General features: G+C 68.2%; 23 protein-coding genes and 1 pseudogene. 7 read left to right on the top strand and 17 right to left on the bottom strand.

Going from position 1 to position 25,199, the window contains the following annotated elements; all coding sequences use genetic code 11:
- The first annotated feature begins 167 nt into the window (after positions 1 to 167).
- A complete protein-coding gene (locus DMH01_RS32795) occupies positions 168 to 1,691 on the top strand; it encodes an MFS transporter (protein WP_125681668.1) in 1,524 nt (507 codons plus the stop codon).
- Here the strand turns inward: DMH01_RS32795 and DMH01_RS32790 are convergent.
- From DMH01_RS32790 to DMH01_RS32765, 6 genes are all read right to left on the bottom strand, one after another.
- Positions 1,688 to 2,011, bottom strand: a complete 324-nt coding sequence (locus tag DMH01_RS32790; RefSeq protein WP_199745721.1) for a class I SAM-dependent methyltransferase — start codon at positions 2,009 to 2,011, stop codon at positions 1,688 to 1,690. The genes DMH01_RS32795 and DMH01_RS32790 overlap by 4 nt on opposite strands.
- A gap of 496 nt (positions 2,012 to 2,507) precedes the next feature.
- Positions 2,508 to 2,687, bottom strand: a complete 180-nt coding sequence (locus tag DMH01_RS32785) for a hypothetical protein (protein ID WP_125681665.1) — start codon at positions 2,685 to 2,687, stop codon at positions 2,508 to 2,510.
- Positions 2,684 to 3,361 carry a hypothetical protein gene (locus tag DMH01_RS32780; protein ID WP_125681663.1) on the bottom strand — a complete coding sequence of 226 codons (678 nt, stop codon included), beginning with the start codon at positions 3,359 to 3,361 and terminating at the stop codon, positions 2,684 to 2,686. Before DMH01_RS32780 ends, DMH01_RS32785 begins: the two co-directional genes overlap by 4 nt.
- A gap of 37 nt (positions 3,362 to 3,398) precedes the next feature.
- Positions 3,399 to 3,755 (bottom strand): hypothetical protein, encoded by a 357-nt coding sequence (locus DMH01_RS32775; protein ID WP_125681660.1) that lies wholly within the window; start codon positions 3,753 to 3,755, stop codon positions 3,399 to 3,401.
- Between the two features lie 20 nt (positions 3,756 to 3,775).
- Entirely contained in the window at positions 3,776 to 4,075 is a 300-nt protein-coding gene (locus DMH01_RS32770; protein WP_125681658.1) for a hypothetical protein, read from the bottom strand.
- Positions 4,072 to 4,350: a YbaB/EbfC family nucleoid-associated protein gene (locus DMH01_RS32765; RefSeq protein ID WP_233621744.1), complete on the bottom strand. Its 279-nt coding sequence runs from the start codon at positions 4,348 to 4,350 to the stop codon at positions 4,072 to 4,074. Before DMH01_RS32765 ends, DMH01_RS32770 begins: the two co-directional genes overlap by 4 nt.
- Before the next feature lie 353 nt (positions 4,351 to 4,703).
- On the opposite strand from DMH01_RS32765, the pseudogene DMH01_RS32760 reads away from it, so the two are divergent.
- Positions 4,704 to 5,807, top strand: a pseudogene (locus DMH01_RS32760) (GTP-binding protein); the annotation flags it as partial.
- A 184-nt stretch (positions 5,808 to 5,991) separates the two neighbouring features.
- Here DMH01_RS32760 and DMH01_RS32755 read toward each other — a convergent pair.
- A complete protein-coding gene (locus DMH01_RS32755; protein ID WP_125681656.1) occupies positions 5,992 to 6,786 on the bottom strand; it encodes a MerR family transcriptional regulator in 795 nt (264 codons plus the stop codon).
- A gap of 78 nt (positions 6,787 to 6,864) precedes the next feature.
- Here DMH01_RS32755 and DMH01_RS32750 point away from each other — a divergent pair, with 78 nt between their 5' ends.
- Together DMH01_RS32750 and DMH01_RS32745 are read left to right on the top strand one after the other, a co-directional pair.
- Positions 6,865 to 7,227 carry a nuclear transport factor 2 family protein gene (locus DMH01_RS32750; RefSeq protein ID WP_125681654.1) on the top strand — a complete coding sequence of 121 codons (363 nt, stop codon included), beginning with the start codon at positions 6,865 to 6,867 and terminating at the stop codon, positions 7,225 to 7,227.
- Between the two features lie 38 nt (positions 7,228 to 7,265).
- The gene (locus DMH01_RS32745) at positions 7,266 to 8,054 is read left to right on the top strand and encodes an SDR family oxidoreductase (protein ID WP_125681652.1); all 789 of its coding nucleotides are present in this window, start codon (positions 7,266 to 7,268) and stop codon (positions 8,052 to 8,054) included.
- A 42-nt stretch (positions 8,055 to 8,096) separates the two neighbouring features.
- On the opposite strand, the gene DMH01_RS32740 is transcribed toward DMH01_RS32745, so the two are convergent.
- Positions 8,097 to 8,645, bottom strand: a complete 549-nt coding sequence (locus DMH01_RS32740) for a WXG100 family type VII secretion target (protein ID WP_125681650.1) — start codon at positions 8,643 to 8,645, stop codon at positions 8,097 to 8,099.
- Positions 8,646 to 8,799: 154 nt separating this feature from the next.
- Here DMH01_RS32740 and DMH01_RS32735 point away from each other — a divergent pair, with 154 nt between their 5' ends.
- From DMH01_RS32735 to DMH01_RS32725, 3 genes are all read left to right on the top strand, one after another.
- Entirely contained in the window at positions 8,800 to 9,681 is an 882-nt protein-coding gene (locus DMH01_RS32735) for a LysR family transcriptional regulator (RefSeq protein ID WP_158633268.1), read from the top strand.
- 75 nt (positions 9,682 to 9,756) lie between these two features.
- A complete protein-coding gene (locus tag DMH01_RS32730) occupies positions 9,757 to 10,695 on the top strand; it encodes an alpha/beta hydrolase (RefSeq protein ID WP_125681646.1) in 939 nt (312 codons plus the stop codon).
- Positions 10,692 to 11,735: a quercetin 2,3-dioxygenase gene (locus DMH01_RS32725; RefSeq protein WP_199745720.1), complete on the top strand. Its 1,044-nt coding sequence runs from the start codon at positions 10,692 to 10,694 to the stop codon at positions 11,733 to 11,735. Before DMH01_RS32730 ends, DMH01_RS32725 begins: the two co-directional genes overlap by 4 nt.
- Positions 11,736 to 11,786: 51 nt before the next feature.
- Here DMH01_RS32725 and DMH01_RS32720 read toward each other — a convergent pair whose 3' ends face one another.
- The 9 genes from DMH01_RS32720 to DMH01_RS32675 all read right to left on the bottom strand — a co-directional run bounded on the left by DMH01_RS32720 (position 11,787) and on the right by DMH01_RS32675 (position 25,190).
- Positions 11,787 to 12,374, bottom strand: a complete 588-nt coding sequence (locus DMH01_RS32720) for an SMI1/KNR4 family protein (protein ID WP_199745719.1) — start codon at positions 12,372 to 12,374, stop codon at positions 11,787 to 11,789.
- Positions 12,375 to 12,600: 226 nt separating this feature from the next.
- A complete protein-coding gene (locus tag DMH01_RS32715) occupies positions 12,601 to 14,130 on the bottom strand; it encodes a S8 family peptidase (RefSeq protein WP_125681644.1) in 1,530 nt (509 codons plus the stop codon).
- Between the two features lie 27 nt (positions 14,131 to 14,157).
- Positions 14,158 to 15,618 (bottom strand): trypsin-like serine protease, encoded by a 1,461-nt coding sequence (locus DMH01_RS32710; protein WP_125681641.1) that lies wholly within the window; start codon positions 15,616 to 15,618, stop codon positions 14,158 to 14,160.
- 26 nt (positions 15,619 to 15,644) lie between these two features.
- A complete protein-coding gene (locus tag DMH01_RS32705; protein ID WP_125681639.1) occupies positions 15,645 to 17,207 on the bottom strand; it encodes a S8 family peptidase in 1,563 nt (520 codons plus the stop codon).
- A 292-nt stretch (positions 17,208 to 17,499) separates the two neighbouring features.
- Positions 17,500 to 20,304 (bottom strand): AAA family ATPase, encoded by a 2,805-nt coding sequence (locus tag DMH01_RS32700; RefSeq protein ID WP_125681637.1) that lies wholly within the window; start codon positions 20,302 to 20,304, stop codon positions 17,500 to 17,502.
- Positions 20,304 to 20,681: a hypothetical protein gene (locus DMH01_RS32695; protein WP_125681635.1), complete on the bottom strand. Its 378-nt coding sequence runs from the start codon at positions 20,679 to 20,681 to the stop codon at positions 20,304 to 20,306. Before DMH01_RS32695 ends, DMH01_RS32700 begins: the two co-directional genes overlap by 1 nt.
- Positions 20,682 to 20,803: 122 nt before the next feature.
- Positions 20,804 to 21,577 carry an acetylxylan esterase gene (locus DMH01_RS32690; RefSeq protein ID WP_233621743.1) on the bottom strand — a complete coding sequence of 258 codons (774 nt, stop codon included), beginning with the start codon at positions 21,575 to 21,577 and terminating at the stop codon, positions 20,804 to 20,806.
- Between the two features lie 59 nt (positions 21,578 to 21,636).
- Positions 21,637 to 23,595 (bottom strand): P-loop NTPase fold protein, encoded by a 1,959-nt coding sequence (locus DMH01_RS32680; RefSeq protein WP_125681630.1) that lies wholly within the window; start codon positions 23,593 to 23,595, stop codon positions 21,637 to 21,639.
- Positions 23,596 to 23,702: 107 nt separating this feature from the next.
- On the bottom strand, positions 23,703 to 25,190 hold the full coding sequence (locus DMH01_RS32675) for a carboxylesterase/lipase family protein (RefSeq protein ID WP_125681628.1): 1,488 nt from the start codon (positions 25,188 to 25,190) through the stop codon (positions 23,703 to 23,705).
- Between the last annotated feature and the right edge of the window lie 9 nt (positions 25,191 to 25,199).

The raw sequence follows: 25,199 nt of genomic DNA, 5'->3' as shown, positions 1-25,199 counted from the left end.
TCCGAGGTTGTGACGAAATTCTATCCCATATCCATCGCATCGCACTGAACAGGGGTTTTTGGCGCGAATAATTCGCTTGCCGCCGCCCGTGCCCGCATGTGTATCTTGTACGCGTTCATGCGTATTAAGTACGCACAGCGTGACGAAATGAGCTCGGGAGCGACGGAATGAGCGAAGAAAACAAGAGAGCCGGAACCAGGCAGTGGGCCGGACTGGCCGTCCTGGTCCTGCCCTGCGTGCTGGCGTCCATGGACCTGTCCGTCATGTTCGTCACGCTCCCCTCCCTGACCGCCGACCTCCAGCCGAGCAGCTCCGAGCTGCTGTGGATCATGGACGTCTACGGCTTCCTGCTGGCAGGCCTGATGATCACGATGGGCACCCTCGGGGACCGCGTCGGACGACGGCGAGTGCTCCTGACCGGCGCCGCGGCCTTCGGCCTCGCCTCGATCCTCTCCGCCTACACGTCCAGCCCCGAGGTCCTGATCGCGGCCCGCGCCCTCATGGGAATCGCCGGAGCCACACTGGCTCCCTCCACCCTTTCCCTGATCCGGAACATGTTCCACGACGACCGGCAACGGGCCACCGCCGTCGGCGTATGGACCGCAGGCTTCGCGGGCGGCGCCGTCGTCGGGCCCATCGTCGGCGGACTGCTGCTGGAGCATTTCTGGTGGGGCTCGGTCTTCCTGATCAACGTCCCCGTGATGATCCTGCTGCTGGTGCTGGGTCCGTTGCTGCTGCCCGAGTACCGCGACCCCAAGCCTGGCCGCTTCGACCTGCTCGGCGCGCTGCTGTCCCTGGTCGCCATCCTCGCCGTGATCTACGGCATCAAATTGACGGCGGAGCACGGCTTCGGCTGGATCCCGGCCCTCAGCATCCTCGTCGGCCTCGCCGTGGGCGTGCTGTTCCTCCGGCGCCAGCGCACGACCGTGAACCCGATGATCGACCTCGCGCTCTTCCGCACAGCCCGATTCACCGTGCCACTGCTCATCAACGCCCTGAACACCTTCGCCATGATCGGTTTCTCACTGTTCAACTGGCAGTTCATGCAGCTCGTACTCGGTATGAGCCCCTTCGAGTCCGCTTTGTGGTCACTGCCCACGTTCCTCGTGATGCCCGTGGGTATCGCACTGGCCACCTCGATGGCGCACCGTATCGGCAAACCCACCGTGATGATCGCCGGACTTCTGGTGGCGACCGCCGGATACCTCGCGCTGTCCCTGATCCGGACCGGCTCGGGCATCGGCTACCTTGTCGGCGCTTTGACGGTGGTCTCCCTCGGCATCGGCGGCGTGGCCGCCGTCGTCACCGAGGTGATCTTGTCCGCCGCACCGCCGGAGCGGGCCGGCGCCGCCTCCGCACTCGCAGAGACCTCCGCCGAGTTCGGTGGTGCACTGGGCATCGCGGTCCTGGGCAGCATCGGCACCGCCGTCTACCGCTCACAAATGGCATCGCAGGCCCCCACCGGCCTCGACCCCACAGAACTGGCGGCGGCCAAGGAAACCCTGGGCGGAGCCGTCGACGTCGCACAAGCCCTTCCGCACCAGACCGCGGAAGCGCTGCGGAGCGTGGCCTTCGACGCCTTCACCCACGAGATGCGGATCGCCGCATTGGTCAGCGTCCTCGTGACGACCGGCGGAGCCATCCTGATCGCCACAATGCTCCGGCTTCCACACAAAGCACAGCAACCTTAGTGAACTGCCAGCGCGGTCGAGCGCCGCAGGCAGGTCGGCAAGGGCGCCAGGATTCCTGGCGAGATGTCAGCTCCGATGACGAGCGTTCGCGGACGCTCGCGACGGATGCGGTCGAGGAATTTCCCGTTCCCGCAGCCCAGGTCGAGCACGCTCGTAGCCGAAGGCGGCAGATGATCGAGGACGATGCCAGGCAGGTAGTAGCGCGGCTGCTGCCAGCTGTACAGCGACTGCCTTGCCGCCAGATCGGCCTCGTCCTTGTACGCACTTCCAGCGAGCTTGGCCCGGCTCGTCGTGTCCACGCCCTCAGGTCGCGACGTCACTTCGCGGCCACCGACCCTGGCGGCGGCGCGCAGAACAGCGCGGAAACTGAATGAACTCCGTGAGACACCCTGGGAGAGAAGCAGTCGGTCGTCTCACTAGCCTCGATCTCTCCTCTTGCGCGAGCGAATTGCCGCGCCCAGCAGGGCGCCGATCGCGGCACCGATCAGAGGGAGCCCGATCGCAGGAATCTGGTTGACCCAAAATATGACTCCTGTTCCGCCCAGCACCATCAAGAAGATGAAGCCCGCGCCATTCTTCGACATTTCGCCCAATCCGCCGGCCTGAGCAGCTCAGGCTGTTGGCCAGTTGTACTTTGTCGAAGGTATCGTAGGTCGAGCCGTGGGGACGTCGCAGCGATGGTTCGCGCCGCGCCCGAGGCCGGCCGGACAAGTACGCCGGTCACCGCAAAGCCTCGATCGCCTGCCGCCCGACCACTTCCAGCATGAAGGGTCCACATAGGACGCATTCGTCCTATGTGGACCCATGCTGGGACGGCTACCAGGCCTTACCGAACTTGATCCGAAACTCGGGATCCTCCTCGGCAGGCTTGTCCGCCCCCTTGATCCTGGCCTTCGGCTTACCCGCCTTCTTGCGTTTGGCGGCGACTGTCTCAGGATCCCACGGGTTCTCGAGCAGGCGTTCGCCGTCGGGCTCCTTCGCCGGTTCGTCCGTCACTGCGCGGCCGCGGGTTCCTTCGGTACCGGCTTGACCCCCCAGAGCTCGGGGTTCCCGGCCGCCTCGGCCATCTCCTTGACGTCACTGAAGTCGTTCGCCTGCCGGGCGAGGAACACGCCCATCTGGCGCAGGTCGCCCATCTTGCGGACGGAGGCCTCGACCAGATCGCTGACGTTCTGGACGAAACCGTTGAGCAGGCGGATGACGTTCGCGGCCTCGCCGAAGGGGTTGATGAGGTCTTCGAGGAAGTTCGCCGAAGCCTCGGCGATCTGGTTGGCGCACTCGCTGATGAAAGCGATCGCGTCGCCGTAGGTCTCGTAGACGATGTCGATGCAGCTCTCCATCGTGCCGGCGATCTCGTTGAACACACCTTCGTTGCGGGAGATCCGCTTGGTGGCGTTGATCGCGTAGGTGTTGTACGAGTCGTACCCGCCGCCCTGCCAGTACGCGGCGAGATTGTTGCGCGAGTCGTCGATCGCGGTCTCCGAGTCGACCATGTACCAGGCCTGGCCCCACCACACGGCCAGTTCCTCCATCCGGTCGGCGTTGCCGAAGAGGAGATCCCGGATCATGAACAGGGTGTCGAGGGCACCCTTGTGCTCGTGCTCTTCGGCCTTCTCCTGGACCTTGTTGGCCGCGTTCTCAGGCCACTCGGCCTTCTGGCGTGTCGCCATGCTCTGTTCTGTTCCTTAGGTTTCGGTGTGCCGGGGCCTAGAAGCGACTGTCCGCAGCGTCGTCGTCGCTGCCCATGTATCCGAACTTCTCGTAGTACTCGGCGTCGCGGTTCTCGTACTCCTTGGCGACCTTGTCCAGGTTGTCGCGGACGTCGTCGATCTGCTCGATCCCGATCCGAGCGGTCTTCAGGATGGTCTCGCGGGCGACGTTGTAGTCCGTGGGGAAACCGGTCTTCATACCGAGCAGCCCCATGTCGGTGGGGGACATGGCCGCGTAGTCGCCGCCGCGGTCGACGAACTCCCGCCAGGCGTCCCCGGTGGTCACCCACGCGTCGGTGTTCTTGCGGAGGGCGTCCGGTACGACGTAGTAACCGGTGCCTTCGATTCGAGCCAAAGTCGTTCTCCGTTCGGTGATCAGCGGGGGCGCGAGGCGGCGAGGGCCTGCTGCCTGAGTTCCTGCGCGTGCTCTTCGGCGGCGACGATCGCCTCCAGCAGGTTCTCGCTCAACGTCTGGGCCGTGGTGTAGGGAAGGTTTTCGAGGTCGATTTCGATGCGTTCCAGCCGACCGGCACCGGAGACCTCGACGACACCGAGTTCGTCGGGGATGTCGACCTCGATGGTCTGCCCCCTGACGTTCGCGAGCGCCGTCGTCAGCGCGGCGTCGCGCTCCTCGATCTCGCTGACCAGGTTCTCCAGCCTGCGCCTGCGGCTCACGCGTGCACCCCTGGGAGGATTCCTTCGGCCTTCTCACGGCCTGCCGCGCCGGCCGCGGCCCGGGCGGCGGCGATGGCTTCGATCGTGTCCGGGCCGATGTTCTGCGGGTAGGCCTGACGCAGCGCCTCGGCACTCACGTCGAGGTCGGTCAGCCGTCCGTTGCCGTCCACCTCGGCCTCGACGAGGCCGCTGTCCGAACGACCGGTGAAACGTTCTTCGGCCTGTTCGGCGGCCAGGCGTTCGAATTCCGCGGCCTTGGCCTCCCAAACGGCCATTTCCGCGGCCGTAGGCGGAGCCCAGTCGTATCCGTTCATACCGTGCATGTAAGCATCGTCGACTTTGCCGATGCGGACGGTTCGGGGCAAACGCCGGAGACATCGTGACCTAGATCACCATCGTCGACCAGCTGGAGCAGTTCCGCCGCGACGATCCTCGCCGGCTCCCCTGGCTTCTGAGGGTAAGGCCGTGCAGGGCGAGCGATCTCGGTGGCAGGATGCTGCCCCGTGGTCGCCACGACCAGGAGGGGTGCCGAATCCTTGAATCGTGACCAAGAATCGACGGCGCGCGGCCGCTCTCGCCTGCGCGGCGAAGTCGGCGAGGCGACTCTGACGTGAGAGGAAGTCAGGTGATCGGCGAGGCGCGCCGTCGCCGCACGTTCGCGGTCATCGGCCACCCGGACGCCGGCAAGTCGACGCTCATCACGGCGTTGGCACGGCACGCGCGAGTGCTCTCGGCGGCGGGAACGGACTGGATGGAGTCGGAACGCGCACACGGAACCTCCATGACCTCCGCGGCGCTCCAATTCGCTTACGGCGACACGGTGATCAACCTCCTTGACACCTCGGGGAACGCGGACTCCTCCGTCGACACCTACCGGGTCCTCTCGGCCGTTGATTCCGCCGTGATGCTGCTGGATGCGGCCCAAGGCCTGGAACCACAGACGCTGAACCTGTTCGATTTCTGTCGTCAGCAGGGAATCCCGGTGATCACCTTCATCACCAAGTGGGACCGGCCCGGCCGGGAGGCCCTGCGGCTCTGTGACGAATTGACCGACCGGATCGGGGTGCAGCCCATGCCGCTGACCTGGCCGGTCGGGATCGCCGGGCACCTGCGCGGTGTGGTCGACGTCCCGAGCGGGAAGTTCGTTCCGTATCGGCCCGCGAAAGCACACCAGAACGAGAGCGATCTCGGAGCGGACTGGGTGCGAGCCCAGGAAGAAGTGGAACTCCTGTACGCCACCGGCGGCGAATTCGACGAGTCCCGATTCCTCGCCGTCACCGCGACTCCGGTGCTGTTCGGTACCGCCGTGTGCGACTTCGGCGTCCGCCACCTGCTGGACTCGCTGGCCGAACTCGCTCCTCGTCCCGCTCCGCGCACGGACACGGACGGCGAGGCCCGCGCCCTGGACGCACCGTTCTCGGCCTTCGTGTTCAAGGTCCAGACCAGAATGGATCCGGCTCGCCGCGACCAGGTGGCCTTCGCCCGCGTGTGCTCCGGGGTGTTCAAGCGCGGAATGATCGTCACCCACGCCACCACCGGCAAACCCTTCGCCACCAAATACGCACAAAAAGCCTTCGGCCACCTACAGTCCAGAGATGACTCCGCCTATCCTGGAGACGTGATCGGGCTGGCCGACGCCCCCACGCTGAGGGTCGGCGACACTGTGTACACCGGCCGGCCCCCGGTCCACTTTCCCAGCCTGCCTGGCTTCATCTCCACCCGCGGCGCCATCGACCCGGCCCAGTGACTCCACCGCTTCGGCGGCCAGTTCGGCTCCTGCACATCACGCTTCCGCCGGCTCCGCCACAACCCGCGCTCTGCCCCCTGCTCGCCTACGCTTCCGCACGGGTGCCTCGCCAGAAGAAACGTTCCCCACTTGGCGATTCCGTCGGTTACATCGCAGTGCATTGACCGCTTCAGGTGACGCGAAAGACCGGCCAGCCGATCTCGGTGCGCCACGCGGCGGGATCGCTCGCGTCACGAGGGCCCACGGCGTAGACCTCCCGCACCGGCCCGGCCACCGACATCGCGTTCTCCACCACCCAGGTCCCGAGTTCGCCGTAGGTGACCTCGATGTCGTCGTGCTCGCCGACGTGGGTGGTCACGGCCAGTTCCGCGGCCGGTAGAACCACGGGGTGCACGCGTCCGGTGCGAGGTGGCGCGGCGGTGGGCAGGTAGACGAGCGCGTGACCGCGCTCCTGTTCGAAGAGGGCGTTGTCGTAGCTGCCGCCCGGCGGTCCGGTCGCGTCGGCGCCGACGGCCGCCTCCAGTTCGGCCATCGCGCCTGCGTACCAGGTCACGACGTCGCGATGCCCGACTACGGCCTCCACCGCCGCGACCGTCCGGGCAGGCTCCGCGCGCAGCTCGACATCGATCGGCGCGGGGTCGGGCCGGAGCAGGCGCCGCAGCGACACGACCGCGGCCCTGGTGCGGTCGAGCTCGTCCTCGAGGCGTCGCAAGTGATCCGCGACCAGGGCCGCCCGGGCACCGGGGTCGGGGGTCCGCAGGATTCGCCGCACGTCGCTCAGGGGGACGTCGAGTTGGCGGAGCCGGTGGATGACCTGCGCGGTCGGGATCTGGCCGAGGCCGTAATAGCGGTAACCGGTGGTCTCGTCCACCACGGCGGGTTCCAGCAGGGCCGCCTCGTGATACCGGCGCAGGGTCCGCACGCTCAAGTGGGTCAGCCGGGAGAACTCCCCGATGGTCAGCACCCCTCCATTGTGGACCCTCCCCCTGGGGGAGAGTCCACGGCTTGACCCTCCCGCGCCGCGAGGGCACACGGTGGGCTCATGACACAGCACACCGATCTCCCGTCCGATCTGCTCCCGACCACCGTGCGCGAGTTCTTCGCCGCCCACGTCGTCCGCGACGCCGACACCGCCTCGTCGTTCTTCACCGAGGACGCGGTGGTCGTCGACCAGGACGAGACCTTCCGCGGCCGAGAGGAGATCCACGCGTTCCTGCGGGACGCCGGGTCCGAGTTCGAGTACACGACCGAACAGATCGGCGCTCGCCGCGTCGATGACGCCCACTGGGTGGTGACCGTGCGGCTCGAGGGCACCTTCCCGGGTGGCGTCGCCGAACTCGACTACCGGTTCACGGTGCGGGACGGGCTCGTCGCCGAACTCGTCATCGCCAACCACTCGGCCTGACCGAACCCGCGCTACGCCGATTTTGAGTGGAGAGAGAAATGTCCAGTTCGGATCGCGATCGTCTCGACGGCCGCCGGGCACTGGTCACGGGCGGTTCGAAGGGCTCGGGCAAGGCCGTCGCGGAGAGGCTGCGAGAGATGGGTGCCGACGTGTACGTGACGGCGCGAACGATGCCCGACGGGTACGAGCATCCCGACCGATTCATCGAAGCGGACACGACGACGATCGAAGGCACCGACGCGGTGGCCGCTCGAATCGCCGAGGCGGCCGGCGCACTCGACATCCTGGTGCACGTCGTCGGAGGTGCGTCGACCCCGGCCGGTGGATTCGCGGTCATCACCGATGATCAGTGGCTCACCGAGCTGAACCTCAACTTCCTCGGAGCGGTGCGGCTCGATCGAGCTCTTCTCCCGGCGATGATCGAGTCCGGGGCGGGCGTGGTGCTGCACTTCACCTCGATCCAGCGTGAACTACCCCTGTACGACGCGTCGCTGGCGTACGCGGCAGCGAAGGCCGCTCTGCGCACGTACAGCAAGGGGCTTGCCAACGAGCTCGCGCCGCGCGGCGTACGGGTCAACGCGATCAGCCCCGGCGGGATCGAGACCGAGGCCTACGAAAGGTTTGTGGACCGGATCGCCGAGGGCAACGGAATCACCCGTGAAGCAGCCAAGCAGACCATCTACGACTCCCTGGGCGGAGTACCGCTGGGACGGTTCGCGAACACCGGGGAAATCGCGGACCTGGCCGGGTTTCTGGTCTCGGACCGCGCCTCGGCGATCGTGGGCGCCGAGTACGTGATCGACGGTGGGACTGTTCCGACCGTCTGAGCCGGAAACCTGGCCCGCCGAATCCACGACGACGGCGTGCGGCTACTCCGGTTTGGTGAAGTCGCCCCGCGTCCAGCGGCGTCGGGCGGCTTCCCAATCGATGTCCTTGAACCAGGAAAGGCGTTCGATGGCTTTGTCCCACGAGTAGGTTCTGGCCGAGCGCAGGGTTTCCGCGAACCGGCTGCTGGAGATCTCCAGGAAGTACCGGTCGCGGAAGCCGGTCTTCCCCTCGCGTTCCCACGCGGCGGGGACAAGGGCGACCGTCACGCGGTCGGCCAGGGGGTGGCGCATGGCGACGATGGCTTCGGCGCCGGCGATCAAGGCCGAGGTGTCGTCGGCCCGTTTGCCATAGGCGTCGGCGGCGTCGCCCTTCCATTCCTGCAGATCCTTCTTGACCAGGTCCGTCAACTCCGCCGAGACGCTCTCCAGCTCTTTGGCGACGTTGGTCCACGTCTCGGCCTGGGCCTTGACCTCGTCGGCGTTCCCGGTGAGCGCGTCGAGGGCTTCCTTGAGCCCTGTCGCATCCTCCAGCAACGGAACCCCGGCCACCGCCGATGTCTCCTTCACCGGTGCGACCAACGGATCAGCCATGCGACTACCGGAATTGCCTGAAAACCCTTGTGGGCACCATCTTCGGCATCGATCATCCGATGTCCCGCCGGTGGATGTGGCGGACTACCCTGCACTTCATGTCCGCCCCTGTCGACAAGCCCGCCCACCAGTGGACGCGTGCGCGGCGGTGAACGTGGACCTCACCCTTCATCACCTCCGGTGCTTCCTCGCCGTGGCGGAGGAACGTCATTTCGGCCGCGCCGCGGCCCTGCTGCACCTGAGCCCGTCCGCGGTGAGCGAGCAGATCGCTTCGCTCGAACGGCGGCTCGCCCGCCCGCTGTTCCGGCGCACCTCACGCAGCGTCGAGCTGACCGAGCCCTGCCGGGAGCTGGTGCCGCGGGCCAGGCAGGCGATCGCGGCCATGGACGATGTCCTGGACTGGGCTCGAAAGGCGATCGACGAACCGGGTATCCGGGTCGGGCTGATGGTCTCCAGTCCGCGGTTCCGCGCGATCATGGCGGCGGTCGCGGACGAACTTCCCCGGGTCCGCTGGCAGGTCCGGCAGCTGGGCTTCCTCGGTTGCCACGACGCGCTGACCGACGGCGAAGTGGACTGCGCCTTCGTCGCCGAGCTCGGCCGGAACCCGGCTCCCGCGTTCGAGTCGGTGCCGTTGTGGGAGGAGGGATGCGTGCTGGTGATGCCGGACAGGCACCCGCTGGCCGCTCGGGACTCGGTACGGCTGGCCGAGCTGGCTGGGGAGACCTTCGTCTCGGTCGAGGACGAGAAGGGCGCCGAGCAGTGGTATTCGCCGCTCACCTCGGCCGGTTTCGCACCCCGGCTGCTGCCGATCGCCAGGAACTTCGAAGAGGTGCTCGAACTGTGCGGCGCCGGACAGGGCGTCAACATCGCCGGGGAATCGGCGCCCGCCACCTACGCGCGGCCGGGGCTTGCGTTCGTGCCCATCGAGGATGCCCCACCGGCGACGACCTTCCTGTATCTGCGCCGGGAACGCCGATCCGAAGCGCTCGAGCGCTTTGTCCGGATCGCCGCCGAACTCGGCGGCGCGCCCGCCTGATCGTCCGGATCCGCCGAACGATCGTGCGGACGATCCCGCTGGTGTCTCCCGAATCGGGCGACCAAGCTCGACCGCATGGCCCACCGCTTCACCGCCGACGTCGTCTTCGCCCGGAGAGACACCGGGGATCTGCTGCTGGACCTCTACCTCCCGATGAGCGACGGACCGGTGCCGGTGGTCCTGTGGCTGCACGGTGGCGGCTGGTTCACCGGAGACCGCACGCTGGCGCCCGATCTCGCACGGCACGCCCTCGCCACCGGCTGCGCGATGGCGAGCATCGAATACCGGCTCTCTTCACAGGCGTCGTTCCCCGCCCAACTGCACGACGTGCGTGCCGCCGTCCGCTTCCTGAACGCGCACGCCGGACGATACGGTCTCCGCCCCGGCGCGGTAGGACTTTGGGGCGCGTCCGCGGGTGGCCACCTGGCGGCGCTCGCCGGGCTCACCGGACACCTCACCGAGGTACCGGGCGAGCGGGAAAGGGGCGCCGTACCGGTACGAGCGGTGGCGGCGTCCTATCCCCCGGTCGACCTCGCCGAAGTCGTCGCCGACGCGGAAGCGGCCCGCCCCGGACAAGACGGGGCGGCGTCACCGGAGGCCCGGCTGCTCGGCGGACATCCGGCACGCCGACCGGAGCAGGCCCGGCAAGCGAGCCCCTTGACCTGGACCAGCTCGGCGGCGCCCCCGTTCCAGCTCTCCCACGGCACCGCGGACGTGCTCGTGTCCCCTCGGCAGAGCGAGCGGCTGCACACGGCGCTCGTGGCCGCCGGCGTGCCGAGCGAGCTGTACCTCCTCGAGGGCTACCGGCACGGTTTCCTCAACCCGCCAGGCCGCCTCGACGTGCCGCTCGGCCGGGTGATGGACGACGGCAGGCTGGCGGCGGACGTCACCGCGCGGGCCGTGCGGCGCGTCTCGTCCACCGACGGCGAACCGGCCTCGTTCGGCTTCTCCGATATCCACGACTTCTTCCGCAAGTACCTCCCGACCCCTTCCACGACAGGAGAAACCCGGTGACGACGCCCGATCTGGAGACCATGCACGGACTCACTCCGGTCATCGACGCCCTGCCCGGCGAACCGGTCCCCTACTACCTCGCCGCCGGTGAGGGCCTCCGGTTCGAAACCGGCGGTCTACTGTGGACTGTCATCGCGCGGACCGCGGACACCGGCGGCCTCTTCGACGCGGCGTTCGTCCTCGGCCCGCGCGGCGCGGAAATCCCGTTCCACAGTCTCGCCGGCCACCAGCGTTCCTTCTACGTCGTCGACGGCGGCGCCCAGTTCTGGTTGCCCGGCGAGAGCCGAATCCTGGTACCCGGCGACTCGGTGCACGTGCCGCCGGGCACCCCGGTGGCCTGCCGCATGCTGAGTCACCTGACCAAGCTGCTCCAGTACTCCGCCCCCGGCGGCGCGCTCGACGAACTCCCCGAGGCGGCGAAGGTCGAACGGCACATCTATGCCGCCGCCGGTGCCGTGACGGGCGAAGTACCGCCGGGAGCGACGCCGCACGACCTACCCCGGGTGGCCCCCGGCGAGGTCTGGGACGACACGCTTCCCTCGGGCGCGGAAGGCTATTTCCTGCGAGCCCGTACCGGGGACCGGCGGGGCTGGCCGGACGCGGTGAACTCGTTCCTGGCCCGGGGTCGCAACACCGGAGGACGGTACTTCGCGGTGAACACCCTCGCCGCGCCGCAGCCGTACATCATCCGGCACTTCCACCAGCGGCACACCGAGAACTTCCTGTGCCTGTCCGGCCGGATCTGGTTGTGGGTCAACGGCGAGGAAATCCTGCTCACCGCCGGAGACTTCTTGCACGCCCCTCCCGGGATCGTGCACAGCTTCGCCGTCACCGCGCACAACACCCAACTGCTCGGCCTGCTCACCTCGGACATCTTCGAGCCGTTCTTCGACGTGACCGGCGTGCCGACCGAGGACCACGTGCACACCGAGGGACTCGTCGACCCGTCGGTGGTGATGGGAGGCATGCGAGCCAACCCGGACCTGGACGTCGTCGTGGCGGGTGGCCCGCCCGAGCGCGTCCGGGCCACCGGCATCTGAGCCCTTCCCCGGCTGAAGCAAGGAGCCGGAGAGGCTCGCCGACGGCACTGTTCAGGCGAACATGCCGGCGTAGGGATCGGGTTCACCGGTCATGGGGTCCAGGCCCGCTTGGAATCGCCGTTGCTGCTCCTGGTAGTGGACGAAGGAGCTCACGCGTCCCCACAGCGACAGATCACTGAGAGGGCACTCGTCGAAATCGGCGGTCATGAGCCTGCGAATGAACTCGGCCATGCCACACTCGAACAGCGCCCAACGCGGTGATTCGTGACGGCGCCAGACCACCACCGGCCACCGGTCCGGGTCCGGGTCGGTCATCAGCCACCCCAGCTCGTTGCCGTTGCATCCGGTCCCCCAGGGCAGCGGAACACCAGAGCCGCCGCCGTCGATCTCCCACAGATCGCGCAACTGCCGGGTGTGCTCCGAGATCGAACCCGACCAGCCGCTACCTGTGGGCAGAGGCGGAAGAACGACCAGGTTGTCGACGGCTCCACCGCCGTAGACAGCCATGAACGCCTGATAATCGCCGGGCAGGGAGGTGCCCAGGCGCGCCTCGACCGCTGCCCAATCCACGCGCTCGTCGGCACCGTGATCGTCGGGCATGATGCGCAGCAACGCGTCGATGTCTGGGCAGTCTGTCAACTTTCCTCCTGGTTCCGCAGGAGCGCATCGTATCCAGCCGCACCGACAAGAACGTCGGTCGCGCGAGACTGGGCGGAGCACATCGCCGCGCCAGGTCTCCCGCGACCGTGCTCCGGCCGGTGTTCTTCATGAACAACCTGCTCGGCGAACATGAAAGCCTGGTGGGCCACCTTTCTTGCGATGGCCCACCAGGCTTCGTTCCGCGGCCGGTGACCGCGGTGGCCGGTCAGAACGTGACCGTGAACCCGTCGATCGAGCCGGTGTCGAACTTGTAGACGTCCTGGGCGCTCAGCTTCCAGGTGCCGTTGGCGTTCTCACCTGAGGCGTCGACCGTGTACGTCTCGTGGACACCGGCAGCGGAGCCGACCCCACCGGAACCCTTCAGCCGGTAGGCCTTGCCGCTCGGCCCGATCAGGTCGAGCACCAGATCGGCCGTGTAGGTGTGGCTGACGTCGACCTTCACCGGCAGCGACGAAGACGCCCTGCCATCGCACCCCTCCTGCGTGACCGCGCTCGTCACCGCGGCACCTGCGTCCGGAATCGCCACCGGGGTGGTGTTCGACTTCGAACCGCACGTCGGCCCAGGGCCGCCGCCACCGATGAACGACACGTTCAGCAGCTTGTTCAACGAGCCACTGCCGGGGTTCTTGACGACGCCGTCGGAGGCGTTGTTCACCAGTGCGTCGCGTACCTGCTTCGGCGTCGCGGACGGGTTGGCCGCCAGGTAGAGCGCGGCCGCGCCGACGACGTGCGGTGTCGCCATGGAGGTGCCGTTCATGGTCGCCGACCCGCCGCTGCTCGGGCTCAGCGACGTGATGTTGGAGCCTGGCGCGAAGATGTCCGTGCAGGGGCCGAAGTTGGAGAAGCCGGACCGGTTGTCGTTGGAGTCCGTGGCGTTCACCGTGATGGCTTCCGGCACCCTGGCGGGACTCGTGTTGCAGGCGTCGGTCGACGCGTTGCCCGCCGCGACGCCGTAGACGACGCCCGACGCGATCGACTTCTTGAGCGCGTCGTCACCCACACCCGGAGCGTCCATGGTGAGACTCATGTTCGCCACGGCGGGCTTCTTCGCATTGGCCGTCACCCAGTCGACGGCGTCGATGATGCCGGAGTCGGGCCCTGTGTTGTTGCAGCCGAGCACTTTCAGCCCGACGATCTTGACCTTCTTGGCGACGCCGTAGGTCTTGCTGCCGATGGTGCCGGCGGTGTGGCTGCCGTGGCCGTGACAGTCCTTGCCGTCACCGCCCATGAAGTCCTTGCCGAGGCTGGCCCGGCCTTCGTACTCCGGGTTGGCGGGGTTGATGCCACTGTCGAGGTCGTATGCGGTGACGCCTTCACCGCTGTTGTTGTAGGTGTACTTCTTGTCCAGCGGCAAGGCTTTCTGGTCGACGCGGTCCAGACCCCACGTCGGGTTCGCCTGCGTGTCGGCGCCGCGGGCGGTGCCGTCCTGATAGACGGCCTTGACCGACGGGTCCGCCGCGAGCCGCCGAGCTTGCTTCTCGGTCATCTTCTTGACCGAGAAGCCGTTCAGTGCCGCGGACCAAGTGGACCGCACCTCGCCGCCGAAGCGTCCGGTCAGCGACGACGCCGACGCCTGCGCGGTCGCGACGCCGTCCTTCAGCACGACGATGTATTGATCGCCGTAGTGCTGCTTCGCTTGAACCACAACACCTTCGGCCTCGGCCGCGACGGCGCTTCCGGCACCCAGCGCCAGCAAGGGAGTCAACGCGCCTAAAGTCAGCAGTAATTTACGCATGGATGGTCACCTCTGTGATGGATACGGTCACTGGACGGTGAGCGTGTACGTGGCGGTCGAGGTCTTGCCGGAGCCGTCCTTCGCCGTCACGGTGATCGGATAGGTCCCCGCCTTGAAGGGCGCGAAGACCTGCATCGTCGAGGTGCCGCCGCTGGAAATGCTCTGCGGGTTGAAGGTCGGCGCGAACGTCAGGCCCGAACCGGCGGCCGAGAGCATGATGGAGCCGCTGCCACCGGTCACGGACACCTTCGTGCTGACCAGAAAGCCGCCGCGTGCGCTGCCCGACGCGGGGTTGAGCGTCACCTTGAGGTCGCCCGGCTCGCTGCCGCCCTTGCCGACGGTGAGCGTCAGCGTGGTGGTCACGGTGTCGGTCGTTCCCTTACCGGACACCGTGATCGTGTAGTCCCGTTCGGGCGTTCCGGCCGCGGTCTCGATCGTGAGCTTCGCGGTGTCCCCGGACTTCATGGTCGAGGGCTGGAAGGTCGCCTTCGCGCCGTCGGGCAGCCCGGACGCGGTCAGCGCGACGTCCTCGGCGCCGTTCTTGCCCGGCTTGCTCGTGATCGACGTCGAGACGTACTTTCCGGGTTCGACCTTCGCCGAACCCGGCGAGGCCGCGAGGGTGAACTTGTCGGTGCTGGGGACTTCGCCGATCTGCTGCTTGACCCAGTCGCCCATTTCGTTGTTCAGGCGGCTGTAGACGCTGTACCACCGGAAGTCGCTCCGGCTCCACGACGTGATGCCGACGACGACACCGTTGACGATGAACGGGCCACCACTGTCACCGGGAAGGACGGTCTTGCGGCCGTCGGAGTACCCGGCGCAGATCATCGTCCTGGGGTCGACGCCGTTCTCCACCCCGGTGCACTGGTTCGCGGGGACGATCGGCAGCGTCAGCTTCTGCAGAGTGACGTCGGCGGGGCTGTCGTTGTGGGTCTTCTTGCCGTAGCCCAGGCTGAAACCGTCCTTGCCCGGCGCCTCCAGGCCGGTGTCGGCGGAGGTGGCGACCTTCGCGTAACCGCCGGCCGGGACGGGGATGTCGGCGTCGGTGGTGATGATCGCGACGTCGTAGCCGTACCAGGGCTGGGTGAACTTCGGGTGGACCTTGTAGTCGACGGCCTTGAGCTGCGTGCCGCCGGTGCTCAGCAGGTCGTCGAGTCCATAGAGGACGGACTTCTCGCCGGCCAGTTCCTTGCAGTGCGCCGCGACCATCACCTTGCGGGGCGCCACGACGGAACCGCTGCAGCTCTGCCCCTTGGGTCGCGAGCCGCCCTCACGCAGGGCCGCGATGGCGAAGGGATAGTCCTTCACCGAAGCGGGCACGCCGCCGATGCCCTGGGCGTGGGCGCCGCCGGGAACCGGGGCGGCATCGGTGGGAGCGATCGCCGAGGCGGTCGGCTGGGGCGTCGCCCCGGCGGTTCCGCCGACCACAGGGGTCGACAGCGCCGCCACACCCAGTGCCAGCAGTCCGAGAACTCTTTTCCTTTTCACGGTGTTTCCTTTCAGCAGGGAGGAAATCAGAAGGTCAGGCCGAAGCTGTCGAGCACGCCGGTGTCGAACCGGTAGACGTCCTGGACACGCAGCTTCCAGTCACCGGAACGGTTCTCGCCCGAGGTGTCGACGGTGTAGGTCTTGGAGAGGTCGACGGTGCTTTCGCCGCCCGCCTGCTCGAGGTTGACGACCTTGCCGCTCGGCGTGACGAGGTCGATCTTGAGATCACCGGTGTACGGGTGTTTGATCGCCACGGCCACCGAAGTGCCGGAGGTTCCCTTCGCGTCGCAGGATCCGATGGTCACGGTGCTGCCCACGGCTTCTCCGGCGTCCGGGACGGCGACGTCGTCGCCGCTGGCGCCGCCCGCACAGGACGGCGGGTTCGGCGTGCCTCCGCCGAGGAAACCGGTGTACAGCAGCTTGTTCGGCGATCCCTTGGCGTCGGAGATCTTGCCGGGTGTGGCGTTGTCCACCAGCGCCTTGGTGACCTGAGCCGGGGTGGCCGACGGGTTCGCGGTCAGGTGGAGCGCGGCCGCGCCTGCGACGTGCGGGGTGGCCATCGACGTGCCGCTCATCTGCTGCGTGCCGCCGCCGTTGCGGGTCGAGGTGATATTGCTGCCCGGTCCGAACAGATCGGTGCAGGTCCCGTAGTTCGACGACTGCGAGGAGTTGAAGATCGACCGCTTGTCCTGGCTGTCACTCGCGGCGACCGTGATCGCTTCCGGCGTCCGGGCGGGCGAGACGTTGCAGGCGTCCTGCCCCTCGTTGCCCGCCGCGACCGTGACGGTGATCCCGGCCTGGACCGCGCCCCGCACCGCTTGGTCCACAGTGGACGTGGCGCCGCCGCCGAGGCTCATCGTGAGCACCGCGGGCTTCTTGGCGTTCTTGGTGACCCAGTCGATCCCCGACACGATCGTCGACCACGGCGCGCTGGAATTGCAGCCGAGCACACGGACGGCGACGATCTTCACGCCTTTCGCGACACCGTAGGTCGTGCTGCCGACGGTGCCGGCGACGTGCGTGCCGTGGCCGTGGCAGTCCGAGGCGTCGCTGTCGTTGTCGACGAAGTCGTAGCCGCTGCTCGCGCGCCCGCCGAACTCGCTCTGCCGGTAGTCCGTCCCGGTGTCGAGGACGTAGACCGTGGCACCGTCGCCTTTGTTGGCGTAACCGTACTTCTTGTCGAGCGGCAGATCCTTCTGGTCGATCCGGTCCAGGCCCCAGGTGGGATCGTTCTGGACGTCGGTCGCGTACGCCATGCCGTCCGGCTCGACCGAGGCGACCGCCGGGTCCGCGGCGAGCCGTTCTGCCTGCGCCTCGGTCATCCGGCTCGCGAAACCGCGCAGCGCGGCGTCGTAGGTGCGCGTGACCTGCCCGCCGTAGCCTGCTGCCAGTGCCTGGACGTTCGTGGTGGTGGCCTGTCCCGCCTTGAGAGTGACCAGGTAGGCGCCGGGGATCGCCGCGGGCCCCCCTTTCAGGATCGCTTGGCTCCCCGCCGACGCGGTGGCGGGAAGCCCGAGCGCGGTGGCGGAAAGGGCAAGGGCCAGGCCGGCGACCACGGCGGCCCTTCGAGAACGGAAACGTTCACCCATCGGCATACTCCTCTGAAGCGGGGAAAGGCAGGGAGAGAGACGAACGTGATAGCGACCACGTTGCGACAACTGTGAAATTTCGAGCCGGGAGAAACAATAGTGGTCGCCCCGCGCCGACTACTCAATTAAATAGCGCAACGTTCCCACCAGCGCTTTTCGCATGAAAAACAGCCACAAAATCGATCTCGGAAAATTATTCAGGACCGTAGTGGAAACAGATGCGGGTCCCCATTTATTGGCGCGGACACACGAAGGCCTTCTTGATTCTGCGATCATCGGGGAAGCGTCGCGGTCAGGCCGTCGCCGAGTCGTGCGGCAAGGAGAGCCGGGTGCGCAGCAATTCCTCGCTCAGCACCGCACGCGAAGGCAGATCGAGTTTGCTCAGCGCCCGGCCGATGTGGACCTCGACCGTGCGCGCCGACAGGAAGAGCCGTTCCGCGATCTGACGGTTGGTGAGATTCTGCGCTGCCAGGAGCACGACCTCACGCTCGCGGGGTGACAGAGACTGGCCGTAGCCTCGGCGCCCCCGCCGCGGGGTGCGGGGATCCTCGCGCCGGACCAGGATCCGGCGGCACCGCTGAGCGTCCACAAGGGCCCCGAGCGCACGATAGGTCGTCTCGGCCGAGGTGAACGCACCCAGGAGCCGCTCCTGGTCGTCGAGTTCGAGATGGCATTCACCGGCGAGTTCGTCCGCGCCCGCGGCGGCGTAGGGTCGAGGCAGGGCGTGATACGCCTTGGCCGCGTGGCCGAACAGTTCAGCGGCTTCGGCAGGACGGGCACGCGCGAGCAAGCCTTGGCAGAGGATCTCCGCGGCGTGCGCCAGTGGCGCGTCGCGACCGGCGATGCCCTGCCGGTACTCGACCACGAGTTCTTCGGCGGCGCCGGACTCCTGCCGGTCGAGCATGACCCGCACGGCCAGGGGCATCAGTTCCGCCGCCCAGACCCAGTTGTTCTTACGGCGCAAGCTGTCCAAACCGAAATCCGTGAGCCGTCGTGCCGCGGCGAGGTCCTTTCCCGCGAGCAGCACCGCCACTCGCCCGGCGAACGCGGACGCCTGCAGCGGGACGCTTCCACCGGCGAGGGCGAAAGCGGCGTCGAAATTGCTCAGCGCCGACGCGCGGTGCCCCAGCCCGAAGTCGTGCCAGCCGAGCGCGAGCAACGGTTCCGCGGCGAGCGAGCTTTCGTGACCGACCCGGTCGGCCAGGCGACGGGCCTCGGTCTCCACCTGCGCCCAGGCTCCGGTCGCGACGTCGATCCGGAGCTTGGCCCCGTCGGCCAGCGCCTCCAGATACGGCTGGTGCTCGTCGTGGATCAGGCGGCGTGCCGTCGCGAGATACGTCCGGGCGACCGGGTAGTACCCGTTCCACGCGGCCGCGTCGGCGAGATTGATGTAGGTCCGGCTGACCTGCCGGCGCACGTCCGCCGACGGCGGTGAGTCCGGCAGGTCGCCGACGTCCTGCCAGACTCGGGGATCGGCCACCTGCATCCGGCTGGACATCCGGTTCGCGGTCACCGCGGCGAGCACCTCGACGTCGCGGATCCCCTTGCTCACCTGTTCCGCCTGGTCGAGCCAGCGCAGGTTCTCCTCGACCGACACCGCTCCGACATGGGGTAGTGCCAGCGTCGCCAGGCCTCGGGCGAGCAGGGCACGCTTGCCCGAGAGGTCGGTGAGGGCGAGTTCGATCTCCGAGCGCCCGGCGTCCACCTGCCCGGTCTGGTTGATCAGGATCCTGCCGAGGTTGAGCCGGATCTCACCCCGCGCCGCTCTGCTCAGCGACCAGTCGCGCACCGCGACGCGGAGCAGCCGGACCGTGTCCTCGTCGACCAGGCCATGCATCATCTCCCTGCTGAGCCGGACGGCGAACTTCTCCCTCCCCGCTCGCGACAATCCCGGGTCCTCGAGCACCTCGGCGAGCAGCCGGACGGCCTCGTCCGGGCTTCCCTCCGCCGCCGCGCTGTCGACGGCGACGGAGGTCCACCGGATCCATTCCGCGAGTTCACCCGCCTCGCGGTGGTGACGAGCGATCCGCGCCGCGGCCGGTTCCGTGTCGGCGGCGAGAAGCTTCGCCGCGCGCGTGTGCAACAGGCATCGGCGCGGTCCCGGAATCGAGTCGTACACGGTGTCGGCCAGCAAGGGACTACGCGCCCCGTACCGGTCCCGTCCCAGATCCAGCAGGAATCCGGCGCCCAGCGCGCACAGCAAGGCGTCGACGATTTCGTCACCGTCCACTCCGGACACCTTCGCGAGCGCGCGGCTTCCCGCGGGGTGCCCCAGAACCGCCGCCGCTTCGACGAGCGACGCACAGCTGGGCGAGGTGTCCGCGAGCCGCGCGGCCACCGACGTCGTCCAGGCCGACGGGAGGACGGTTTCGGCGAGCTTCACCCCGGACCGCTCGTCCGCGACGTCCGCGATCGCCTTCAGCACGGCATCGACCGCGCCGGGGACCCCGCCGGTCCGCCGGTGGATCCGCTCGGCGAGTTCACGCGACCCGGCCAACTCCACGACTTGCTCGATCTCCAGCGGATCCAAGGTGAAGTACGCGGTCACGCCCGTCCGGGGAGGCCACCAGGTGGCCCCGGGCACGGGTTGCCGTCGACAGGGCACCGAACCGGTCACGACAGCCAGGCGTGGCGAGGGGCAGGCCGCCAGATAGCGCAGGAGATCGCGCGTCTCCTCGTCGGCGTCGTGGACGTCGTCGACAAGGAGGACGGTGCGCTCGTGCAGCGTCAGCAGTTCACGCAGCGCCCTGAAGACCAGCGCACGTGTCGAGCCGGCCACCTCCGGGCGCGGCGGCAGCACGGCGTCGAGTTCCGGAAGCAGCGGCCGGAGGCAACCCGCGAGGGGTGACAGCCTCGAGGCCGATGCGGCCCACTCGACGGTAGCCGCCTTCAAGGCCTCGAGTACCGGCCCGAGCGGGACGGGATCGGCCAGGCGCGTGCAACGCGCCTGGAGCACGACGGAGCCCTGCCGTTCGTGACGGCCCAGCCTGCCGAGCAACGTCGTCCGCCCGGCGCGGGGTTCCCCCTCGACCACGACGAAGGCGGCAGGCCTGCCGACCTCCTTGACCACCTCTGGCCACTCCGGACGGCCCGTCATCAGTGGGGCCGTGCCAGGTCGACGAGACAGTCGAACAGAACCTCCGCCGCGTCGCGCACCGCTTGCGAGGTGGTGCCGAACGTTTCGATGACTCCGGAGAGCTGTTCCCAGGCAGGCCTGCCCACCGCCCGGGCGATCACGGCCCTGACGGCGGCCGGTTCCCCGGGCAGCGAGCGCAACGCGTCCTGTCCCGCGCTGAGCCCGCTACCCGGCGCGAGCGCGTCGAGGCAGCGCGCGAGCACCTCGCCGATGAGCCGGATCGCCACCGGACGTGAGGAACCCCTCAGGTACGGGGCGACGTCCGGCATGGTGGCCATCCGGCGCGCCACACCCACCACCATGCGCTCCCTGACCAGGTGCAATTCGAGAGCGGACACCACAGTCTCCTGGACTCGCTTCGACACGGTCTTCCCTTCGGCAGGCAGTCCCTACACCTTCCACCCGGTCAGTGGCACTGACCAGCACAAAGGCGATAAGTAAGGACCCTGACCCAATCCGCCTAGGTGGCGTTCGCCGCCTTGTTGCGCTTGAACTCGGACCAGCCGTCGTCGTCCTGGGCGAGTCCGGGGTTCGCACCGAAGAAAACGCCCTTCGCGACCTGGTCGCCGACGAGGTGGTACTGCAGCCACGCGGTCAATGCGCCCACGGCCCGGTAGCGGGTGTCCCCTTGCAGGAAATGCGTGGCGCCCTTCAGCTCGCCGTACACCGCAGGCACCTGGTCGCAGGCCAAGAACCTGCTGTGGACATAGAACGCGGGGACGACGGTGTCCGCCTGGCCGGACACGAAAAGTGCCGGGCCGTGCAGCTTGTTCACGTTGCCCTGCGGTCCCGGCATGATCGGGATGACGGTTTTGACCAACGGGTCCGCGCCCGCGGCGATCGCGCCACCCCCGCCCTGGGAGTGCCCGGCGGCCGCGATGCGGCGGGCATCGATCCTGCCGCGGAAAACGCTGCCCTCACGGGAGTTCTCCGCGATCAGGTACTTCGCTCCGTCGAGCATTTCCTTCCCCGAGCCCGACTGACCGGTGTTCGCCGCCGCGACGACGTAGCCCCAGCTCGCGAGATGGGTGAACAGGAGTTCGTACTGTTCGACCGTCGCACCGGTGCCGTTTCCCCAAATCAGCACCGGGTGAGCGGAGGCGTCACCCTTGAGGTCCGCCGGGTAGTACAGCGTGTGCGCGGTGCCGCCCGCGGCCTTGACGGACCCGTGTGGACCTTCCTTTTCGTAGTCACGGGCGCCGATCGAGTAATTCTGCGGTGCGGCGATGGACACCGCGGGAGTCAGGGCGACCGCACCGCGCCCGCGTGACGTCAAAACAACGCAGCATCAAACTATCCGCGGCCCTGCTGGTACCGAAGACCGAACTCGGCCTGGCCACCCGCAACCTCGCGGCCCGTGGATGGCCCTCCGGCCGGTGACGTGATCGCGGACGTGCCGCCGTCGGAATCGGCTGTGACGGCAGACCTTTCGAGGTAGGTGCCGCAGTTCGGGCAGAACGTGTCGCTGAGATGGCCTGATGTGCCGCAGCCGGAGCACACGACCATGCGATCGTTCTTCGTTCCGCCGGCCGGTGTGCTTGACAATCCCATCGGCGCCAATGAGGGGAGGCGTTCGCGGGCGCGTTGCAGCAGGTCCGCGCGCTGGTGCGGAGTGCCGAGGCTCCAGGCGAGGGAGAACAGGCCGTTGTCGCGGGACAAGGCGATCACGGATTCGGGGATGTTCTTCTCCAGCCGGGTCAACACGTCCTCCGCCGACTCGCCGTCGGCCGGGGCGGCGAGACCGGTGATCCGGCAGAGCCATTCGACTTGCTCACGGTCCATGTCGCTACCGGCGCGAACGGCGGCCCGGAGGCGGGCGAGTTCGATGAGCTGGCCGAGCATGTCCTGTTCGGGCTCGACGAGGATCAGCCGGAACAGACTGGGAAAGTACATGCGCAGCAACAGAATCTTGATGTGCTCGTCCGAGCGCAGCCGGGAGGAGTGGCCGTCGATCTGGTGGGAGAGCACGAAAGTGTTGAGGAACCGCTTGAGCCGCCGTGGATTGCGTTCACTGCGCTGGACGAGCAGAGACAGGTCTTCGTCGGCGAGCAGATGCGCGATGCCGGAGGTGTGGGCGCAGGCACGTGCCAGGTCGAGCGACCGTTCGGGGTCCGGGACGGGAACGACGTAGTCGACCTGGATGATCTTTTCCAGGTAGGCACGGCTGAGGTCGGCGGAGGAGGCGTGTTCGCTTTGGGCGAGCGCGTCGCCGATGATCGCCGGGTCGTAGCCGATGACGAAGGTCAGCCCCGGTGCGTCGAGATAGAGGCGGATCGCTTCGAAGACCTGGACGATGTTCTCCGGGGAGCATCGGTCGAGATCGTCGATGAAGACCACGAGCATCCGCCGCTGATCGAGGGGACGGTTCTTGTCCGACCACGCGGCGACGGCGTCCTGGATTTCCTTGCGGATCCGGTTGCGCTGCGCGGCGTCGACCCGGAAGCGCTGCCACAGGTCGTCGGCCAGTGCCCGCAGGCCGACCCACGAGGCCAAAACGACGAACGGGGTGGCGAGCCACGAGGAACGCCGGGCGCGGCGAAGGATCCGGCGAAGCACACTCGGGTCGAGCTGGTCCAGCACGGACCGGATGAGGCCGGTGAGCGCGTTGGTGCCTTCCGCGGTCCAAGCGTTGAACCAAGCGACGCGGACCCGCCCGCGATGTTCCTCGGCCCGGTCTTCGACTGCGTGGCGCAGCAACTGCATCAGGCTGCTTTTGCCGACACCCCAACCGCCCTGGATGCCGATCGTGAACGGCGTGACGGCACGCGCGTCGAGGAGAAATCCGGCCATGCGTTCAGCGATGGCCCGATGCTCGAACATGTCCTCACCCGGGGCGATCGGATGGTCACTGAGCAACGCGAACCGTGACGGCGTGAGCTTCGAGGCCTCGACGGGCGCAGCCCTGTCCCCACCAGAGTCGACCTCGGACTCGCTCGGCACGGTCAGCTCGATACGCCGATGTGATCTCATTTGCTCGCCGCGGGCCTCGACCACCAACCGGGCCGACGTCTGCTCGTTGAGCAGTACCGGGATCGTCCAGACATGATCCCCGCTGGGATACACGGCCTGACTCACTCGCTCCAGTGACTCGGGAATCGAACCACCGTCCGCACGGAAGGTCACATCGAACAACTCCACGACGTCGCTCGTGTTGAGCAGACGCACTTCGACCAGACACGGCTGGTCGTACTCCCGCGGGCCCCCGATCACCCGCGCGGTCAGCCGCGGCGGATTCGGATCTTCGGCACTCATCACACTCTCGATTCTGACAGCCCATCCCCCGTACTGAGCCCTCGTTCCCTCGACCGAACCGGGATACCGGTCGGTGAGGATCCGACCCTCGCCGACGACGAAGCCCTCTACGAGAGATCGAAGGGGGCGGGCGAGTGGCCTTCCCAGATCTGGCGGGATGTCTGTTCGGGGTAGGGCAGAGTCTTCGACTCGGTGTCCAGGACGCGGGTGAGGTGCCCGCCGGGCCGGTGGGCGGACCAGCCCGCGTCGCCGGTGGTGACGAAGCGGACCCATGTCTCCTGGAGTTCGCGGGAGAGCGCGACGGCCTCGGGAGTGGGCTCCTCGCCGATGAGCTGGGTGCCGACGGGGCTGTCCAGCGTGCCGAACGCCAGGGGCACGTCGAGGCTGTGGCAGGCGCCCAGGATGCCGCCGAGGGCCGGGGAAACCCAGCACAGTTCGAACAGGTACGAGGTGCCGCCGGCTGCCGCGTTCGCCTCGGCCAGCTTCTGCGACGGCATGCGGAAGAGGGCGTCGGAATACACCGTCTCCACCAGCTCCTCCGGGCCTGCATGCGGGAACGCGGCCCGGTAGGCCCGCGCGCCGTCCGGCTGCGGGGCAAGTAGTTCCAGAGCTGCGCGGGCGTCCTCCTCGGTGAAGGTGCCGCACCGTCCGCTCATGACGCTGAAGTACCGGAATTCGTCCCGGGTGTGGCCGACGAGCAGTTCGGTCCCGCTCGCGTGCGCGGCGGTCAGCGCGGGCCAGGGCGTTTCCGGGAGGACCTCGCCGTCGACGACGGGGCACAGCGCGGTGCCGGTCTCGGTGAGGCGTCCCCAGCTCTCCCGGTGCGCGTGGAGGCCGGCGTTGAACGAGGTGAGCTCGGCGGCCAGGTGCCATGGGTCGATGTCGCGCAGGGCCTCGGCGGTGGGGACCGCGCCGAGCCGGTCCGCGAACGCGGCGGTCACCTGCCGTGCCAGCGCGGGCGTGCTGTGCAGCCCCGGCACCGAATGGGCGATGGCCCGCCGGAACAGGCCGCGCGCGGACTTCATGGTCAGCAGGGCGGCGACCGAGCCCGCCCCGGCGGACACCCCGCCCACGGTGACCCGGCCGGGGTCGCCTCCGAAGGCGGCGATGTTGCGCTGCACCCACTCCAGCGCCGCGATCTGGTCGAGAAATCCTCGGTTGGGCGGCGCATCGTCGAGGAACGCGAATCCCTCAGCGCCCACGCGGCAGTTGATGGTCACCACGACGACTCCCGCCCCGGCCAGCGCCGCCGGGTCGTACATCGGGTCGCTCGACGCCGCCGAGACGTAGCCGCCCACGGGGATCCACACCAGCACCGGCAGTCCCGCCGCGCCGGGATCCGGAGTGCCGACGTTGAGCGTCAGCCAGTCGGTGCCCTGCGGGGGCACGTCGATCGGCAGGGACAGCGGCACCACGGGGCCGAACTCGACCGCCTGCCTCGTTCCCTCCCAGCGGTGCGGCGGCGCGGGCGCGGCGAAGCGGAGCGCTCCGACCGGCGGCTGGGCGTAGGGGATGCCGCGGAACACCGCGTGCCCCTGCCGCCAGAGTCCCTGCACCACGCCTTCCGTGGTCCGCACCTTGGGCTGTTCGGACATGACGATTCC

It is taken from the genome of Amycolatopsis sp. WAC 04182 (assembly GCF_003947465.1).
GTDB lineage: Bacteria > Actinomycetota > Actinomycetes > Mycobacteriales > Pseudonocardiaceae > Amycolatopsis.
Note: the sequence above shows the minus strand (reverse complement) of the source record. Positions and strands in the feature narration are given on the sequence as shown.

Bases quoted from the DNA above. Each gene is read 5' to 3' on its own strand.
- DMH01_RS32795 (WP_125681668.1), top strand. From the start codon at position 168: ATGAGCGAAGAAAACAAGAGAGCCGGAACCAGGCAGTGGGCCGGACTG.
- DMH01_RS32780 (WP_125681663.1), bottom strand. From the start codon at position 3,361: ATGGCGACACGCCAGAAGGCCGAGTGGCCTGAGAACGCGGCCAACAAG.
- DMH01_RS32765 (WP_233621744.1), bottom strand. From the start codon at position 4,350: ATGGCCGTTTGGGAGGCCAAGGCCGCGGAATTCGAACGCCTGGCCGCC.
- DMH01_RS32750 (WP_125681654.1), top strand. From the start codon at position 6,865: ATGACACAGCACACCGATCTCCCGTCCGATCTGCTCCCGACCACCGTG.
- DMH01_RS32745 (WP_125681652.1), top strand. From the start codon at position 7,266: ATGTCCAGTTCGGATCGCGATCGTCTCGACGGCCGCCGGGCACTGGTC.
- DMH01_RS32740 (WP_125681650.1), bottom strand. From the start codon at position 8,645: ATGGCTGATCCGTTGGTCGCACCGGTGAAGGAGACATCGGCGGTGGCC.
- DMH01_RS32730 (WP_125681646.1), top strand. From the start codon at position 9,757: ATGGCCCACCGCTTCACCGCCGACGTCGTCTTCGCCCGGAGAGACACC.
- DMH01_RS32715 (WP_125681644.1), bottom strand. From the start codon at position 14,130: ATGCGTAAATTACTGCTGACTTTAGGCGCGTTGACTCCCTTGCTGGCG.
- DMH01_RS32705 (WP_125681639.1), bottom strand. From the start codon at position 17,207: ATGGGTGAACGTTTCCGTTCTCGAAGGGCCGCCGTGGTCGCCGGCCTG.
- DMH01_RS32700 (WP_125681637.1), bottom strand. From the start codon at position 20,304: ATGACGGGCCGTCCGGAGTGGCCAGAGGTGGTCAAGGAGGTCGGCAGG.
- DMH01_RS32680 (WP_125681630.1), bottom strand. From the start codon at position 23,595: ATGAGTGCCGAAGATCCGAATCCGCCGCGGCTGACCGCGCGGGTGATC.
- DMH01_RS32675 (WP_125681628.1), bottom strand. From the start codon at position 25,190: ATGTCCGAACAGCCCAAGGTGCGGACCACGGAAGGCGTGGTGCAGGGA.